Source organism: Streptomyces sp. NPDC048523, assembly GCF_043199815.1.
Classification (GTDB): Bacteria; Actinomycetota; Actinomycetes; order Streptomycetales; family Streptomycetaceae; genus Streptomyces.
In genome coordinates, this window is record NZ_JBICWQ010000004.1 from 1 (window position 1) to 16515 (window position 16515).

The 16515-nt window shown below is 70.4% G+C and carries 14 protein-coding genes and 1 pseudogene; 14 read left to right on the top strand and 1 reads right to left on the bottom strand.

The annotated features are described in order from the left end of the window. The 12 genes and pseudogenes from ACGFWE_RS20930 to ACGFWE_RS20985 form a co-directional block, all read left to right on the top strand. A pseudogene (locus ACGFWE_RS20930) lies at nucleotides 1-216 on the top strand (hypothetical protein); the annotation flags it as partial. Next, nucleotides 200-1318 (top strand): ABC transporter substrate-binding protein, encoded by a 1119-nt coding sequence (locus ACGFWE_RS20935; RefSeq protein WP_393600837.1) that lies wholly within the window; start codon nucleotides 200-202, stop codon nucleotides 1316-1318. The pseudogene ACGFWE_RS20930 and the gene ACGFWE_RS20935, both read left to right, overlap by 17 nt. A 44-nt stretch (nucleotides 1319-1362) precedes the next feature. Further along, entirely contained in the window at nucleotides 1363-2151 is a 789-nt protein-coding gene (locus ACGFWE_RS20940; protein ID WP_393600839.1) for an ABC transporter ATP-binding protein, read from the top strand. Continuing rightward, complete coding sequence (locus tag ACGFWE_RS20945) at nucleotides 2138-3025, top strand: ABC transporter permease (RefSeq protein WP_393600841.1); 888 nt, start codon at nucleotides 2138-2140, stop codon at nucleotides 3023-3025. Before ACGFWE_RS20940 ends, ACGFWE_RS20945 begins: the two co-directional genes overlap by 14 nt. A gap of 13 nt (nucleotides 3026-3038) precedes the next feature. After that, entirely contained in the window at nucleotides 3039-3803 is a 765-nt protein-coding gene (locus tag ACGFWE_RS20950) for a sirohydrochlorin chelatase (protein WP_393600843.1), read from the top strand. Nucleotides 3804-3965: 162 nt separating this feature from the next. Continuing rightward, nucleotides 3966-5648 carry a hypothetical protein gene (locus ACGFWE_RS20955; protein ID WP_393600845.1) on the top strand — a complete coding sequence of 561 codons (1683 nt, stop codon included), beginning with the start codon at nucleotides 3966-3968 and terminating at the stop codon, nucleotides 5646-5648. Then, nucleotides 5645-6844 (top strand): hypothetical protein, encoded by a 1200-nt coding sequence (locus ACGFWE_RS20960; protein ID WP_393600847.1) that lies wholly within the window; start codon nucleotides 5645-5647, stop codon nucleotides 6842-6844. Before ACGFWE_RS20955 ends, ACGFWE_RS20960 begins: the two co-directional genes overlap by 4 nt. A 52-nt stretch (nucleotides 6845-6896) precedes the next feature. Then, the gene (locus ACGFWE_RS20965; RefSeq protein WP_393600849.1) at nucleotides 6897-8576 is read left to right on the top strand and encodes a nitrite/sulfite reductase; all 1680 of its coding nucleotides are present in this window, start codon (nucleotides 6897-6899) and stop codon (nucleotides 8574-8576) included. Between the two features lie 93 nt (nucleotides 8577-8669). Continuing rightward, entirely contained in the window at nucleotides 8670-9731 is a 1062-nt protein-coding gene (locus ACGFWE_RS20970) for an esterase/lipase family protein (RefSeq protein ID WP_393600851.1), read from the top strand. 110 nt (nucleotides 9732-9841) lie between these two features. Continuing rightward, complete coding sequence (locus tag ACGFWE_RS20975) at nucleotides 9842-10477, top strand: DUF3105 domain-containing protein (RefSeq protein WP_393600853.1); 636 nt, start codon at nucleotides 9842-9844, stop codon at nucleotides 10475-10477. A 201-nt stretch (nucleotides 10478-10678) separates the two neighbouring features. Beyond that, nucleotides 10679-11842 (top strand): exonuclease SbcCD subunit D, encoded by a 1164-nt coding sequence (locus tag ACGFWE_RS20980; protein ID WP_393600855.1) that lies wholly within the window; start codon nucleotides 10679-10681, stop codon nucleotides 11840-11842. Next, nucleotides 11839-14832, top strand: a complete 2994-nt coding sequence (locus tag ACGFWE_RS20985; RefSeq protein WP_393600857.1) for an AAA family ATPase — start codon at nucleotides 11839-11841, stop codon at nucleotides 14830-14832. Before ACGFWE_RS20980 ends, ACGFWE_RS20985 begins: the two co-directional genes overlap by 4 nt. Before the next feature lie 18 nt (nucleotides 14833-14850). On the opposite strand, the gene ACGFWE_RS20990 is transcribed toward ACGFWE_RS20985, so the two are convergent. Beyond that, the gene (locus ACGFWE_RS20990; RefSeq protein WP_352387048.1) at nucleotides 14851-15297 is read right to left on the bottom strand and encodes an Lrp/AsnC family transcriptional regulator; all 447 of its coding nucleotides are present in this window, start codon (nucleotides 15295-15297) and stop codon (nucleotides 14851-14853) included. Between the two features lie 93 nt (nucleotides 15298-15390). Between ACGFWE_RS20990 and ACGFWE_RS20995 the strand changes: the two genes are divergently transcribed. After that, entirely contained in the window at nucleotides 15391-15876 is a 486-nt protein-coding gene (locus ACGFWE_RS20995; RefSeq protein ID WP_352387046.1) for a rhodanese-like domain-containing protein, read from the top strand. Nucleotides 15877-15947: 71 nt separating this feature from the next. Next, on the top strand, nucleotides 15948-16463 hold the full coding sequence (locus tag ACGFWE_RS21000; protein ID WP_352387044.1) for an immunity 21 family protein: 516 nt from the start codon (nucleotides 15948-15950) through the stop codon (nucleotides 16461-16463). Nucleotides 16464-16515: the final 52 nt, after the last annotated feature.

Below are 16515 nucleotides of genomic sequence, written 5' to 3' on the forward strand. Positions count from 1 at the left end.
CTGTCCCTGCACCCGCACCCGGGACAGCTCGTCGCCAACGACATCGGCCGGGTGAAGATCCGTACCGCCGAGCCGCTGCCCGTCGACTCCTACTCCGACTCGCGGCGCACCGGTTCGTTCATCCTCATCGACCCGAACGACGGCACCACCCTCACCGCGGGCATGGCGGAATCCGTCATCGGACCAGCCGGAGAGATACATGCTCACGCGACGTGACGTCGATGTCGTGCCCCGTGCGGTACGACGACTGCTCACGACCGTACTGGTCCTGGCATCGGTCGCCACGGCCTGCGGATACGGCTCGCAGGCGCCGGGCAACGGAACCGGCAACGTGGCCGCCAAGGGCGCGCGCCTGTCCGCGCAGTCCGTCCGCATCGGTTTCTTTCCCAACCTCACGCACGCCACCGTGCTCGTCGGTGACGCAAAGGGCTTCTTCCGGAATGAACTTGGCGGCACAGAGGTGCGGTTCTCCACGTTCAACGCCGGCCCGTCCGAGATCGAGGCCCTCAACTCCGAATCGATCGACATCGGCTGGATCGGCCCGTCCCCGGCGGTCAACGGCTACATCAAGTCCGGCGGCAAGAGCTTGCGCATCGTCGGCGGCTCGGTCTCCGGCGGCGTGAAGCTCGTGGTCGATCCGGACAAGATCAAGTCCCTGAAGGACGTCAAGGGCAAGAAGATCGCGACGCCGCAGCTCGGCAACACGCAGGACGTGGCGTTCCTCAACTGGATCGCCGACCAGGGCTGGAAGGTCGACGCGCTGAGTGGCAAAGGCGACGTCTCGGTGTTCCGTACGGACAACAAGGTGACGCCGGACGCCTACAGATCCGGTTCCATCGACGGCGCGTGGGTGCCGGAGCCGACCGCGTCGAAGCTGGTCGCCGAGGGTGCCAAGGTGCTGCTCGACGAGTCGTCGCTGTGGCCGGCCAAGAAGTTCGCCGTCACGAACATCATCGTGTCGCAGCCGTTCCTCGACCGGCATCCGGACGTCGTGGAGGCCGTGCTGCGCGCTTCGATCGGAACCAATGAGTGGATCAACTCGCACCCGGCGGCGGCGAAGGCCGTCGCCAACGCGAAGCTCGCCACCCTGACCGGCAAGCCGCTGCCCGGTGGGGTGATCGCGGCCGCATGGTCATCGCTGCGTTTCACCGACGACCCGCTGTCCGGGACGCTTGCCGCGCAGACCGAGCACGCCGTACGCGTCGGGCTCCTGGAGGAACCCGAGCTCACCGGCCTCTACGATCTGGCGCCGCTGAACAAGATCCTCCACGCCATGGGCAGGAGTCCAGTCGACGATGCCGGCCTCGGTGTGCAGTGAGCCCCCGTCCCGTAGCCCCCGCCAGCCCTCAGGAGCACTCGACGATGGCAACCGCCCCCACTCAGGCCCCACACACCGATGTGTCGACAGGGTATGCCGCGCGCCTGACCAATGTCTCGAAGTCCTTCACCACAACTGTCGGACGGCACCTCGTCCTGGATGACGTCAGCATCGATGTCGCGCCGGGCGAGTTCGTCACCCTCCTGGGGGCCTCGGGCTGCGGCAAGTCCACGCTGCTTAACCTGGTGGCGGGGCTGGACCGGCCCAGCACGGGTGCCATCACCAGGGACGGCCGTCCCGCCCTGATGTTCCAGGAGCACGCCCTCTTCCCGTGGCTGACCGCGGGCAAGAACATCGAACTCGCCCTGAAGCTCAGGGGAGTTCCCAAGCCCGACCGGCGCGGCAAAGCCGAGGAGCTGCTCGAGCTGGTCCGTCTGAAGGGCGCGTACGGCAAGCGGGTGCACGAGCTGTCGGGCGGTATGCGCCAGCGGGTGGCGCTGGCCCGCGCGCTCGCCCAGGAGAGCAGCCTGCTGCTGATGGACGAGCCGTTCGCGGCCCTCGACGCCATCACCCGCGACGTGCTGCACGATGAACTGACCCGCATCTGGCGCGAGACCCGGCTGTCGGTGCTGTTCGTCACCCACAACGTCCGGGAAGCGGTGCGCCTCGCCGAGCGTGTCATCCTGCTCGGCTCGCGCCCAGGCCGCGTGATCCGGCAGTGGCGGGTCGGCATTCCGCAGCCGCGCCGTCTGGAGGACGCCGCCGTGGCGGACCTGTCCGCGGAGATCACCGAAGCACTGCGTGGGGAGATCCGTCGCCATGGCCAGTACTGAAACCACCAGCAACGACGACAGCGACCTCGCCGGTCTGGAAGCGGGGCTCGACGCCCTGGAGGTCGGTTCTGCGGTCAAGGCGCCCCTGCTCGGTCGGCTGGCACGCAGGGCCGCGCCCCCTCTCACTGCCGCGCTCCTGGTGCTGGCGGTGTGGCAGCTCCTGGTCTGGGCGCAGGTCACCGACCCCTACAAACTGCCCGCCCCCTCCGACGTGGGGGGCGAGATCCGCGCAGCCTGGCTGCGGGGCACGCTCCTCGGCTACATCTGGACCAGCGTCTCGCGCGGTCTGCTGGGCTTCGCACTCGCGTTGGTGATCGGCACCCCGCTGGGCCTTCTGGTCGCCCGGGTGAGATATCTGCGCGCCGCCGTTAGGCCTGTGCTCTCGGGGCTGCAGTCGCTGCCGTCGGTGGCGTGGGTGCCGCCGGCCGTCATCTGGCTGGGCCTGAACAACAAGATGATGTACGCGGTGATCCTGCTCGGCGCGGTCCCGTCCATCGCCAACGGTCTGATGTCGGGCGTCGACCAGGTGCCGCCCTTGTTCCTGCGCGCGGGACGCACCCTTGGCGCGACGGGCCTGCGCGGCACCTGGCACATAGTCCTGCCGGCCGCGCTGCCCGGCTATCTGGCGGGCCTCAAGCAGGGCTGGGCGTTCTCCTGGCGCTCCCTGATGGCAGCCGAGATCATTGCCTCCTCACCCGAACTCGGCTTGGGGCTGGGGCAGCTACTGGAGGCGGGACGCACCAACAGCAGTATGTCCATGGTGTTCCTCGCCGTCCTGCTCATCCTGCTGGTGGGGGTGACCATCGATCTGGTGATCTTCTGTCCGTTGGAACGCTGGATGCTGCGTACCCGCGGCCTGCTCCTGCACGAGTGAGTCCCTCGCATCCATGGTGTTTCTGGTCATCGCCCACGGCAGCCGCGATGCGCGGCACGCCGCGACGGTGCACGCTCTCGTCCGCCGGGTGCGCTCGCTGCGCCCGGACGTACGGGTGGAGACAGGCTTCCTGGACTTCAACATCCCTTCCGTGCAGGGGGTGTTGGAGTCCCTGGCGGCGGAGGGCGTCCGTGACGTCGTGGCGCTGCCGCTGCTGTTGACGCGCGCGTTCCATGCGAAGGCGGACATCCCCGAGGTCCTCAGGGACGCGCCGTCGCGGTTGCGCATCCGGCAGGCGGAGGCGCTGGGCCCGTCCCCGCTTCTCCTGTCCGCGCTCGAACGACGGCTGTACGAGGCGGGGTTGACGCCCGCCGACAAGTCCTCGACCGGGGTCGTGCTGGCCTCGGCGGGGTCCACCGACCCGGAGGCGATCGCAGTGATCGCTGACATCGCGCGGGAGTGGCGGCACACCGGTTGGTGCGCCGTGCGGCCTGCGTTCGCCTCCGCGGCCCTGCCCCGCACCGAGGACGCGGTACGCGAACTGCGGGCTCTCGGCTGCGCGACGGTGGCCGTGGCGCCGTACGTCCTCGCCCCCGGGTTCCTGCCCGACCGCATCGCGCGCGGCGCGGCACAGGCGGACGTCCTGGCCGAGGTGCTGGGACCCGCGCCCGAGGTGGCCCGGGTGCTACTGGAGCGCTACGGAGCGGCCGTCAGCACTCCGCAAGCCGATCATCAGTCCCCAGTCAGCGCTGTCTGGGACGGTGCGGAAGCAATGTGATCCACCCCTGTACGCCTTCATCCCTGACAGGCCGATCAAGCAGTTCCGAGCAGGTCCACGAGAGGGGCATGTGCACGCATGAGAGCTATCGGATCCCGGCGCGGGAGGCCCGTCGGGCGATTGACGGTCTGTCTCGCAGCAGCCGGACTGACCACAGGTCTCATGACCGGAGCCGGTCAGGCCGACGACGAGAGGACCACCGACGGACGGGTCACCACCAGCACGTCACGGTTCACCGCGTCCGACGGCATCACCTACACCGCGACCAACCACCTGACCAAGGCGGCCGGAGGCGCGGGCCGCGAGTGGCTGCTCGCCTGGAGCGGTCCTGATGACCCCTCGGCGCCCGACTTCCTCGCGGTCATCGACGCTACACCGGGTTCCCGCCATTACGGCGAGGTCGTCAACACGGTGACCATGGGGCCCGGCAAGGGCAACGAACCGCACCACATGCAGTACACCTGGCACAAGGGTGATCGGCTCTACGCCAGCGGAATCATGTCCGACACCACCTTCGTCTTCGACACGAGCGCGTTGCCGGCCATCCGGCTGAGCGGTGTCAACGCCCCCACCGACACTCCGTGCGGGACTCTGCCGGACGCCTATCAGGTCCTCGGCGACGGAACGGCCTACGCCACCATGCTCGGCGGTCCCAACGTGGCGGGCCCGTGCACCTACACCAATGGCGAGGTGCGCGAGGGCAACGGTGCTGCTGGATCTCCGGGGGAGATCGTCCGGATCGGCACCGACGGCCGGACCATTGCCGAGATTCCGGCCGCCAACAAGGAGGCCGAGGATCCGGAACAGTGCGCCAACAGCCCGGTGATCTCCAAGGCGACGTGTGCGAACCCGCACGGTCTTGCCCTGCGCGAGGACCTCGACATCCTGGTGGCCAGTGACTTCACGGAGTCACGCAGTGTCCCGCCGCCCGGCGAGCCATTGCCCGAGGGCGGTGAGAAGGTCGCCCGGCAGAGTGTGCGCGTCTTCGACATCAGTGACCGTGACGATCCGAAGCTACTCTCCGTCAGCAAGGTGCACGACGGGCCGCGTGCCGCGCAGGAGGACCATCCCGCATTTGGCGAGTCGCGTGTCCTCATGGAGACCGCCATGACCAACGGACACCACCAACGCGGCGCCTTCGTCTCCTCCATGTCCGGCGGGGCGGTGTTCTACACGCCCGACATCACCGCGCCGAAGCCGCAGTGGCGTGAGGTCTTCGACGACACCACCGCCTACCGTACGTTCACCTCCGACGAATCGGTCACGGGCGGCGGTGACAACTCCAGTTGGCTGGCGGTCAGCCCGGACGACCGTTACCTGTTCCACACCGTCATGGGGCAGTCGACGCCGTACGGCACGCCCCTCGACAAGACGACGGGCATGGTCTACGTGCTCGACATCCGAAAGCTCCTCAAGGCCGGGACGAAGGTGCGCTGTTCCGTCGACGAGCTGAGAGAGGTCACCGCGGGCGGTGCCGAGAAGGACTGCCCGGAGCTCGCCGGCGCGGTGCCCATCCGGGACACCACGGACGGCGGTCCGCACTGGGGGGCGATGGACAACTTCGCGCGGGACGCGCAGGGCAGGTACCGCGAGACCAAGTCCGTCAAGCGGTTCGCGACGTCCAACTACTTCATCGCTGGTTCGTTCGGCGGCGGCGGTGACCACCGGGTGTGCATGTTCACGCTCGCCGAGAACGGAAAACCCGAGCTGGACCGCACGTTCCGTGACGAGGTGACGCGACAGCCCTGCGTCAATCTCAACCGGCAGTCCTGGCCGCACGGTTCATACGGAAACGCTCGGGCGCACGGGGTCCTGTTCGTCGTCAGTGACAAAGTCCTGCGGTGAGCACGGCAGCATCGTACGGCGTACCGGTGGCCGGCGTGCTGCTCGGCACGCTGGTCCTGGTGGCCGGCCTGTTCGCCGGCGTGATGCTGCTGCGCAACGGACGGCTGCGGCGCAGGTCGACGAGCGCGGTCTTCTTCGTCACCGTTCTGGTCTGCGCAGCGCTCGCGGGCATGGCAGTCCGCCCTGGCGGCTCTGCGAAGGACATGGCTGAGGCCGGAGTGCCGGTGCGGGGTTCGGTGCAGCTCGGCGCCCGCCAGGTTCCGGTCCTGGTGGTGCCGAACCGCCCCGGCTTCAACTTGGTGGCAGTGGACGCCGACGAGGTGTCGGCCGGCACCGCGCGCGACCGGCTCACGCCGGGCGAGCGAAGGCCGGGCAGCACACAGACCTGGGTCGGTGTCACGCTGCCCGCGGGCCGCAGCAGTCTGTGGATCTCCGCGGACGGGCTCTCGGGCTCGCTGGCGCTGGACACGGGCGACGACACGGGCAGAGCGCTGCCCGCGTTGCGCGGCGCGGACGGCCCCGAGTGCGCGAGCAGCGCCCTGGGGACCCTTGCAGCCGGTGTGGCCCGACCTCTCACGGCATGCCCCGCGGATCGGCTCTCGACCGCGGACACCGAGGCCCTGCGCGCGACGGTGAAGTTCGTGGCCGAGCGTGGGGAGCACGCTCTCGCGTTGGTCGCGGACGAGTCGCCGCGAGGCACCGCGGCCGCCGCGGTGGTTCGTGCCGCGGCCGACCAGGAGGGCATCGCCGTCTCCGCCACCCGCCGGGCCGGACATCCGCTGGTGATCGTCTCGGGCTGGCAGGGCGCGGACCCGGCGCTCCGGGATGTGGCCTCGGGGCGCTACAAGGCGCGTGGCGCCTATCTGGCGCCGTGGCTGCTGACCACGCCGCTCCTTCAGCCCGCGGCCGGACAGGTTCTTCCACTGCGGTACGCACCGCGCTCGGACCAGCCGATGCGATACGTCGCGGATCTGGCGCGCCTCTGGCCGAACGCCGCTCCCACGTCGGCCGGCTACGAGTCCTGGCTGCGTGCGCGCGACGAGACCACGCACCGGTCCCCGGTTCTCCTGTACGCCGCGTCGGTGGCGCGCATTCCCGGGAGCAGCGGCACCGGCGGACATCACGGCACGGCCCGCGCGGACTGGTTGCCGGAAGGGCTGATCACGCCGGTCTCCGGGGTTCTGAGGGCGTCGTGACGCACCGCCCGTACCCGCGTCGGCATGCGCGCGGACCGAGAGAGGACGAGCGATGACATCTGCGGCGGAAGGCCGTGTCCCGGGCAGCCGTGCGACACAGCCTCGTGACGAAGGGCAGTGGGCCAAGGGCTCCCGGACCCCGCTCAACGCCAACGAGCGGATGAAAAAGGACGAGGATCCCCTTCGAGTGCGCGAACGGATCGAGCACGTCTATGCCCGCACGGGATTCGCCGGAATCGACCCGGACGATCTGCGGGGCAGGTTCCGGTGGTGGGGCCTCTACACCCAGCGCCGTCCAGGCATCGACGGCGGGCGCACCGCGGTACTGCCCCCTGAGGAGCTCGACGACGAGTACTTCATGCTCCGCGTCCGCATCGACGGCGGCCAACTGGATCTTCAGCAGCTCCGGACGGTCGCGGAGCTGTCGAAGGCCTTCGCCCGGGACACCGCCGATCTGACCGACCGGCAGAACATCCAATTCCACTGGGTGCGCATCGAGGACATGCCGGAGATATGGCGGCGGCTGGAAGCCGTCGGCCTCTCCACCACCGAGGCATGCGGAGACTGCCCGCGGGTCGTGCTGGGCAGTCCGGTGGCGGGCGTCTCCCGGGACGAGGTGCTGGACCCCACGCCGGCGATCCGCTCGATCGTCGACTCCTACGTCGGCGACCCGACGTTGTCGAACCTGCCGCGTAAGTTCAAGTCGGTGATCTCCTGGCTGCCGGATGTCCCCTATGAGACCAACGACATCGCCTTCCTCGGGGCCACCCATCCCGAGCTGGGCCCCGGGTTCGACCTGTGGGTGGGCGGTGGTCTGTCCACGGCGCCACGGCTCGCCGACCGGGTCGGTGCGTGGGTGCCACTGGCGGAGGTGCCGGAAACCTGGCTCGCGGTGACCCGGCTGTTCCGGGACTACGGCTACCGCAGGCTGCGCAACCGGGCACGCCTGAAGCATCTCGTCGGTGACTGGGGGGTGCAGCGGTTCCGCGAGGTACTGGAGCAGGAGTACCTCGGGCGCGCTCTGGTCGATGGACCGGCCCCGCAGTTGCCGGGCACGCCCATCGACCACATCGGAGTTCACCGGCAGAAGGACGATCTGTACTACGTAGGCGCCGCGCCCGTGGTCGGCCGACTGTCCGGCACCCGTCTGGCAGCACTCGCCGATCTCATGGAGGCGCACAAAACGAACCGGATCAGACTCACGCCCTATCAGAAACTCCTGGTTCTCGACGTGGCGGAGCCGGACAGGTTGGTACGCGACCTCCACGGCCTGGGGCTCGAGGCCCACCCGTCACCGTGGCGGCGCAACACCATGGCCTGTACCGGCATCGAGTTCTGCAAGCTGGCCATCGTCGAGACCAAGCAGCGGGCCGCCCAGCTCATCGAGGAACTGGAACGGCGCCTGCCCGACGCGCCGGTCGACATGAGCATCCACGTGAACGGGTGTCCGAATGCCTGCGCCCGCACCCAGGTCGCCGACATCGGTCTCAAGGGTCAGCTCGTCACCGACGCGTCGGGTAGGCAGACCGAGGGCTTCCAGGTCCATCTCGGTGGCGGCCTGGCCCTGGCACAGGGCCAGAGCAGTGAGTTCGGCAGAAAACCCCGAGGGCTGAAGACACCCGCAGCCGAACTCCCGACCTTCGTGGAGGACTTGGTCCGGCGTTATCTCACAGACCGCAAGGACGAGTCCGAGTCCTTCGCCCAGTGGACCGCACGAGACCTCGACCGCTGATGACCACGGGCAACCGGCACCGCGCCTGACTGACGCCCCTGAGACACCCGAATCGCCCCCATCGCCATCACCTTCCGACCGGAGGAGAAGACCGTGAGACCCCAATGGCGCAGTGCCTTGCGGCTGGGTAGTGCCCTGACCGCCTTCCTGTCCTTGCTGTTCGTCCTCATCCAACCCTCAGCCTCGGCCCAGTCCTCCCACGAACCGGTGTCCGCCCGTCAGGCGGCGTCCGGCACGGTCGGCGAGTCCGGTGGCCCCGCGCTTGTCACGTCGACGAAGGAACTGGACAAGTCACTCGTCTGTCGAACGCCTAAGCGGGTCACGCAGCGGCCCGTCCTGTTGATCACCGGCTTCGGTACCGACCCCCGAGAGGACTTCTCCTGGAGCTACTGGAAGCTCCTGCCCGCTCAGGGGCATCCCGTCTGCATGATCGACTTCCCGGAGTACCAGCACGGAGACGAACAGACCAACGTCGAGTACGTGATCCACGGTATTCGCACCATGGCGGCACGCCACCACTCAAAGGTCACGACGCTCTCGCACAGCATCGGCGGTGTGCTGCCGATCTGGGCCCTGCATTTCTGGCCCGACATGGCCGGCAAGGTCGACGACGTGATCAGCATGGGCACACCGTTCCAGGGCACCTTGCTGAACAAGGGACTCTGCATGGCTCAGCCGAGCTGCCAGCCGGCTCTCTGGCAGAACGGCGAGGGCTCCCGCTTCCTCCGGGCCCTGCACAAGAAGCCGCTTCCCGAGGGGCCGTCCTACACTGTGATCTACGGTGAGGCCGACCAGCTCGTGCAGCCCGCCGGCGTGGCGACGAATCTGGCAGGCGCGGCCAACATCGGTCTGCAGAGCGTGTGCCCCGGCCGGATGATGGAGCACCACATGCTGTCGGCAGACTCGGTCGTGTACGCACTCGTGCAGGATGCGATCAAGCATCGCGGTGCGGCCGTACCCGAACGTGTCCCGGCATCCGTGTGCGACCGGGAAGGGATGCCCGGCTTCGTGATACCTGGCATCGACATGAAGTCCTTCGAGAAAAACTACTTCATGTACGTGATGACGCCCTATACACGAGGTCTCGGCGGACCCCGCACCACGGCGGAACCGCCGCTGCGTCCCTACGCCGAGAGCGTGCTCGACGAAGGCTGACCCCTTAGGGGCGTGAGGCTCGTCTGTCGGCCGCCGGAGGTACCCAGCACTCCGGCGGGCGACAAATGCCGCGATCCCCAGGACTCCGCTGTCGGCAAAGGAACTTCACCATGAGTACTGCCAATGCCAGGAACAGGGCCGCGGCCCGTCGTGCTCGAATAGAGGAGAGGCGCCGAGCCGAAAAGGCCCGCGAGCATCGTGCGCGCGTCGTCACCGTCACCATGTCCGCTGTGATCCTCGCCGCAGTCACAGGCGGCGGCTGGTATCTCGTCGATGCCGCCCGCGACAAGGACAAGGCTGACGAGGCGCCTGTCCTGGGTGAGAAGACGTGGTCGAAGCTGGGTCGTACCCATGTCGACACGAAGGTCGACTATCCCATGACCCCGCCTGCGGGCGGCAATCATGCACCTGTCTGGCAGAACTGTGACGGCGACGTCTACAGTCAGCCGATCCGGAACGAGAACGCCGTCCACTCGTTGGAGCACGGCGCGGTCTGGGTCACCTACAACGCCAAGGCCACCGGAACGGACCTCAAGGCACTTGCCGCCAAGGTGTCCAGGACGCCTTACACGCTGATGAGTCCGTATCCAGGCCAGTCGTCGCCCATTTCACTGACGGCGTGGGGCCACCAACTCGATGTGGAGAGGGAATCCGACCCGCGGGTGACCGAATTCCTCACCAAGTACGTCCAGGGTGGGCAGACTCCGGAGCCGGGAGCCGCGTGTACCGGTGGAACGGCCTCGTGAGCCCCCGCAGCAAGATTCCCGTCCAGCGGCCGTCAGTGACGCTCGCTCTTTGAACCGAACCACAATTGCGGTGATCTGAGGTGAGTGAGGGATCAGGGGTGACATGCGTTAGCGTGGCGAGCGTTGACGGCGGACCCCGTGCTGGTTCGTACTGGTCCTAGAGGTGCAATAGGGGGCAATCTTGCTGGACGGGGGTATGTCATGAGAATTGTGCACACTTCCGACTGGCATCTCGGCCGGGCGTTCCATCGGGTCAACATGCTCGGGGCCCAGGCCGAGTTCATCGGTCACCTCGTCACGACCGTGCGGGAGCACGGGGTGGACGCGGTGCTCGTGTCGGGAGACGTGTACGACCGCGCGGTGCCGCCGCTCGCCGCGGTCGAGCTGTTCGACGACGCCCTGCACCGGCTCGCCGACCTCGGCGTGCCGACCGTGATGATCTCCGGGAACCACGACTCCGCCCGCCGCCTGGGCGTCGGCGCGGGACTCATCGGGCGCGCCGGCATCCATCTGCGGACCGAGCCGGCAGCCTGCGGGACCCCCGTGGTCCTCTCCGACCCCCACGGTGACGTCGCCTTCTACGGCCTGCCCTATCTCGAACCCGCCCTGGTGAAGGACGAGTTCGGGGTGAAGAAGGCGGGCCACGAGGCCGTGCTCGCCGCCGCCATGGACCGGGTCCGCGCCGACCTCGCGACACGCGCGCGGGGGACGCGGTCCGTCGTCCTCGCCCATGCCTTCGTCACCGGCGGCGAGGCCAGCGACAGTGAGCGGGACATCACTGTCGGCGGAGTGGCCGCCGTACCCGCCGGGGTCTTCGACGGGGTCGACTACGCGGCCCTCGGGCATCTGCACGGCAGCCAGACCATCACCGAGCGCGTGCGCTACTCCGGCTCCCCGCTGCCGTACTCCTTCTCGGAGACCGACCACCGCAAGAGCATGTGGCTGGTCGACCTGGGCGCCGAGGGCGCGGTCACCGCCGAGCGCGTCGACTGCCCGGTGCCGCGGGCGCTGGCCCGGATCCGGGGGACGCTGGAGGAGTTGCTCGCCGATCCGCGGCTCGTGCCGCAGGAGGAGGCCTGGGTGGAGGCGACCCTCACCGACCCGGTCCGCCCGGCGGAACCCATGGCCCGGCTCTGTGAGCGCTTCCCGCACACGCTCAGCCTCGTGTTCGATCCCGAGCGGGCGCCGGACGACCCCGAGGTGTCGTACGCCCGGCGGCTGGCCGGCCGCAGCGACCAGGAGATCGCCGAGGACTTCGTGGCCCATGTGCGCGGCGCGGGTCCGGACGAGCGTGAACAGGCCGTGCTGCGGGACGCGTTCGACACCGTGCGCGCGGACGCGGCCGTGCGGGAGGTGGCGCGGTGAGGCTGCACCGGCTCGACATCACCGCCTTCGGACCGTTCGGCGGTTCCCAGACGGTCGACTTCGACGAGTTGTCGGCGGCCGGGCTGTTCCTGCTGCACGGGCCGACGGGCGCCGGAAAGACCTCCGTGCTCGACGCCGTCTGCTACGCGCTGTACGGCTCGGTGCCGGGCGCCCGGCAGAGCGGCCAGGGGACGGCGCTGCGCAGTGATCACGCCGCCCCGGGCAACCGCACCGAGATCCGCCTCGAACTCACCGTCGCCGGCCGCCGGTTGGAGGTCACCCGCCAGCCGCCCTGGGAGCGCCCCAAGAAGCGCGGTACCGGCACGACGCTCGACAAGGCACAGAGCTGGCTGCGCGAGTACGACGCGGTCGCCGGGTCCTGGAAGGACATGAGCCGGTCCCACCAGGAGATCGGTGAGGAGATCACCCAGTTGCTCGGCATGAGCCGCGAGCAGTTCTGCCAGGTCGTGCTGTTGCCCCAGGGCGACTTCGCGCGCTTCCTGCGGGCCGACGCCGAGGCGCGCGGCAAGCTGCTGGGACGGCTCTTCGACACCCACCGGTTCGCCGAGGTCGAGAAGCGGCTGGCCGAGCGGCGCCGCGCCGCCGAGGCGCAGGTGCGCGAGGGCGACGCCGCGCTGCTGGCCGACGCGCACCGCATGCAGCAGGCCGCCGGTGACGCGATGGAGCTGCCCGAGCTGGCGCCCGGCGAGCCGGGGCTGGCCGAGGCCGTCCTGAGCGCGGCCGCCGTCGCCCGCAGCACCGCCCGCGAACAGCTGACGATCGCCCACTGCCGGCTCGGTGCCGCCGAGTCCGCCCAGGTCGCCGCCGAGCGCGACCTGGCCGAGGTACGCGAAGTCGACCGGTTGCAACGCCGGTTCGCCGAGGCACGCGAGCGGGCCGCGCTGCTCAAGGAGCGGGCCGACGGCTACCACCAGGCGCAGGCCCGGATGGAGCGGGCCCGCAAGGCGGAGGCGGTGGCGCCCGCACTGGAACTGCGGGAAGCGGCCGAGGCCGAGCACCGGCGGGCGGTCGCGGCCGAGACACACGCGCGTGGACTGCTGCCGGAGACCTACGCGGGGGCGGGCGCCCCCGGACTCGCCACCGCCGCACGCCGGGCGGCCGAGGAGCTGGGCGGCCTGGACGCGGCCCGGCGCGCCGAGCAGCGGCTCGCCGAACTCGACGACGAGCGTGCCGGCCTGGACCGCCAGGAGCGCTCCGACGAGGACATCCTCCAGGAGGCCGAGGCATGGCTGGCCGGGTGGGAAGAGACTCGCGCGGGTCTTCAGCACGCCGTCGAGTCGGCCCAGGAAGCGGCCACCCGCGCCGAACAGCTGGCCGTGCAGCGGGAGCCCGCCCGCAGGCGACTCGCCGCCGCACGCCAGCGCGACCAGTTCGCCCGGGACACCGACGACGCCCAGCAGCACGTCGTCGAGGCGACGGACCGGGCGCTGAAGGCCCGCGCCGACTGGCTGGACGTCAAGGAGCGGCGGCTGAACGGCATCGCAGCCGAGCTGGCCGCACAGCTCACCGACGGCGAGCCCTGCGCGGTCTGCGGCGCGACCGAGCACCCCGCCCCCGCCCGCAAGGACGCCGGACACGTCGACCGGGAGACCGAGGAGCGCGCGCTCGCCACCTCGCAGCACGCCGACGAACAGCGGGCCGAGGCCGAGCGGCGACTCGCCTTCGTCCAGCGGGCGCTGGCCGCCGCCCAGGGCGAGGCCGGCGACACCTCCACCGAGGAACTCACCGTCCAGGCGGAGGACTTGGAGCGCGAGTACGCCCAGGTCCGCACCGCCGCCTCGGCGCTGCACACCGCGACGGAACAGCTGCGGCAGGCCGAGCGGGAGCGCGAACAGCGGCTGACCGCCCAGCAGGAGGCCGCCGTGCGCACCGCCTCCCGCGGCGCCCGCCGGGACGCCCTGGACCGGGAACGCACCACCCTGCAAGCGGAGTTGACCCAGGCGCGCGGTGCCGCCGACAGTGTGGCCGCCCGCGCCGCCCAGCTGGAGCGGCAGGCCGCGCTGCTCACCGACGCCGCCGACACCGCGCGCGTCGCCGAGGACACCGCCCAGCGGCTCAAGGACGCCGACGCCCGGCTCGCCGACGCCGCCTTCCGGGCCGGCTTCGACACCCCGCAGGCCGCGGCCGCCGCCCTCCTCGACGAGGCGGCCCACCGCGACCTCCAGCACCGGCTGGACGCCTGGCAGGCCGAGGAGGCCGCCGTACGGGCCGTACTCGCCGAGACCGATACCTCCGACGCCGCCCAGCAGCCGCCCGCCGACGTGGCGCGGGCGGAGCGGGCCGCCGCCGACGCGGGCCGCCGGGTCCGCGAGGCCGCCTCCGCGCGGGACGCGGCCGCCCGGCGCTGCGCCGAACTCGACCGGCTCTCCGCCCGCTCGGCCACCGGCCTCGAACGGCTGGCACCGCTGCGCGAGGAGTACGACCGGGTGGCCCGCCTGTCCGCGCTCGCCGCCGGCACCTCCGCGGACAACGAACGCAAGATGCGTCTGGAGTCCTATGTACTCGCGGCTCGCCTGGAGCAGGTGGCGGCCGCCGCGACGGCGCGTCTGCAACGGATGTCGTCCGGCCGCTACACCCTCGTCCACTCCGACGACCGCAGCGGCCGCGGCCGCAGCGGACTCGGACTGCACGTCGTCGACGCCTGGACCGGACGCGAGCGGGACACGGCCACCCTGTCGGGCGGCGAGACCTTCTTCGCCTCGCTCGCCCTGGCCCTCGGCCTCGCGGACGTCGTCACCGACGAGGCCGGCGGGGTCCGGCTCGACACCCTCTTCATCGACGAGGGCTTCGGCAGCCTCGACGACCAGACCCTGGACGAGGTCCTCGACGTCCTGGACGCACTGCGGGAACGCGACCGCAGCGTAGGCATCGTGAGCCACGTGGCCGACCTGCGCCGGCGGATCCACGCTCAGCTGGAGGTCGTGAAGGGGCGCTCCGGGTCGGTGCTGAAACAGCGGGGCGGAAGCTGAGACCGGCGGAGACTGACGTCAGCGCCCCAGGGGCCGCCGGGGGAGCGGGGAGGAGTACACGACGCTCGTGGTCACCGAGCCCAGCGTGCCGATCTTTCCCGACACCTCCTCCAGGTGCCGCATCGAGCGGGCGGCGACCTTGATGACGAAGCAGTCGTCGCCTGTCACGTGGTGCGCCTCCAGGATCTCGGGCGTCACGGCGACCAGATCGTGGAAGGGCTTGTAGTTGCCGTTGGGGTACCGGAGACGGACGAAGGCCAGGATCGGCAGGCCCAGCCGGTCGGGGTCCACGACGGCGGCGTACCCCTGGATGACGCCCGCCTCCTCCAGCCGCCGCACCCGCTCGGTGACCGCGCTCGCGGACATCGACACGGCACGGGCGAGCTCGGCGAAACTGGCCCGGCCCTCCCGCTGGAGGACATCGAGAATGCGCCAGTCGGTGGCGTCCGGGGAATACACGGTCATGTCCGAGGGATAGCAGGGCAATCCCCGGCCGGGCAAGGTGCACGCCGTGGAATCCCCCTTCAGGTCGGTGATCGGCGACCGTAGATTTCCGGCATGACGACAACCGCCTCGCTCACCGTGAACCCCGTCCTGCGCGTCGCCCCCGCCGCCCCGGCCGAGGCCGCCGCCCACTTCCGCGCCGGCCTCGCCTTCCACGCCGACGTGTCCGACGTCGCCGCCGCGCTCGCCGCCGACGGAGACCCCGGCTTCGTGGTCCTCGACTCCCGCTCCACCGCCGCCTGGGACCAGGGCCACATCCCGGGCGCGGTCCACCTGCCCACCGCCCTCGTCCCCGAGCAGGCCGAACAACTCCTCGACAGGTCCGTCCCCGTGGTGACGTACTGCTGGGGTCCGGGCTGCAACGGCGCCACCCGTGCCGCACTCGCCCTCGCCGAACTCGGCTACCGGGTCAAGGAGATGCTCGGCGGCTTCGAGTACTGGGTGCGCGAGGGCTTCGCGTTCGAGACCTGGCAGGGCCGCGAGCGGCGCGCCGCCGACACGTTGACCGCGCCGGCCGACTCGCAGGACTGCGGCTGCTGAGTTCCGGAGACCGACGTGGGGTTCCTGTGCAGGTGCAACCGTGGGGTTCCGGTGCGTGTAGGTTCTGGCCCATGGTGCGATACGCGGAGCCGGGCGCGGTGGAGTGGGTGGAGTCGGGCGGCGGCCCGCTCATAGCGGTGCCGGAGACGGTGCTGCCCTTCTGGGCGGGTGCCGACGGCGACGAGACGGTCTCGGACTACGACCGGGCCTGCGAAGTCGACCGCCTGGTGGGCCTGTTGCCGGTCGGCGACTCCGCCGCACTGGTCCTCGGGGACGAGCCCGCCTCCACCTCCTACCTCGCCGACCACGACACCTTCGTACGGTGGGGCGCCGCCGACTCCGAGGACGAACTCCTCGCCGCGGTCCCCGCCGCCCTCGCCACCGCCGTCTGGGAGGACGAGGTGAGCTGGACGGTGCCCGGCCCGGTCGTCCTCTTCGACGCGGCCTGGCCCGGCAAGGAGTCGGTCGACAGCGACCACTTGAAGGTCTCGCTCGCCCCCGGCCGGTACGCGGTACGCGCCGCAAATGTGCGGCCCGGGCCGGAGACCTGGCTGGGGCTGGTTCAGTTGCGGCGGCTGTCGGACTGACGGCTGCGGTCGGTGACCGACCCGGATCACGGGTCCGAGTCGGTCACCTGCA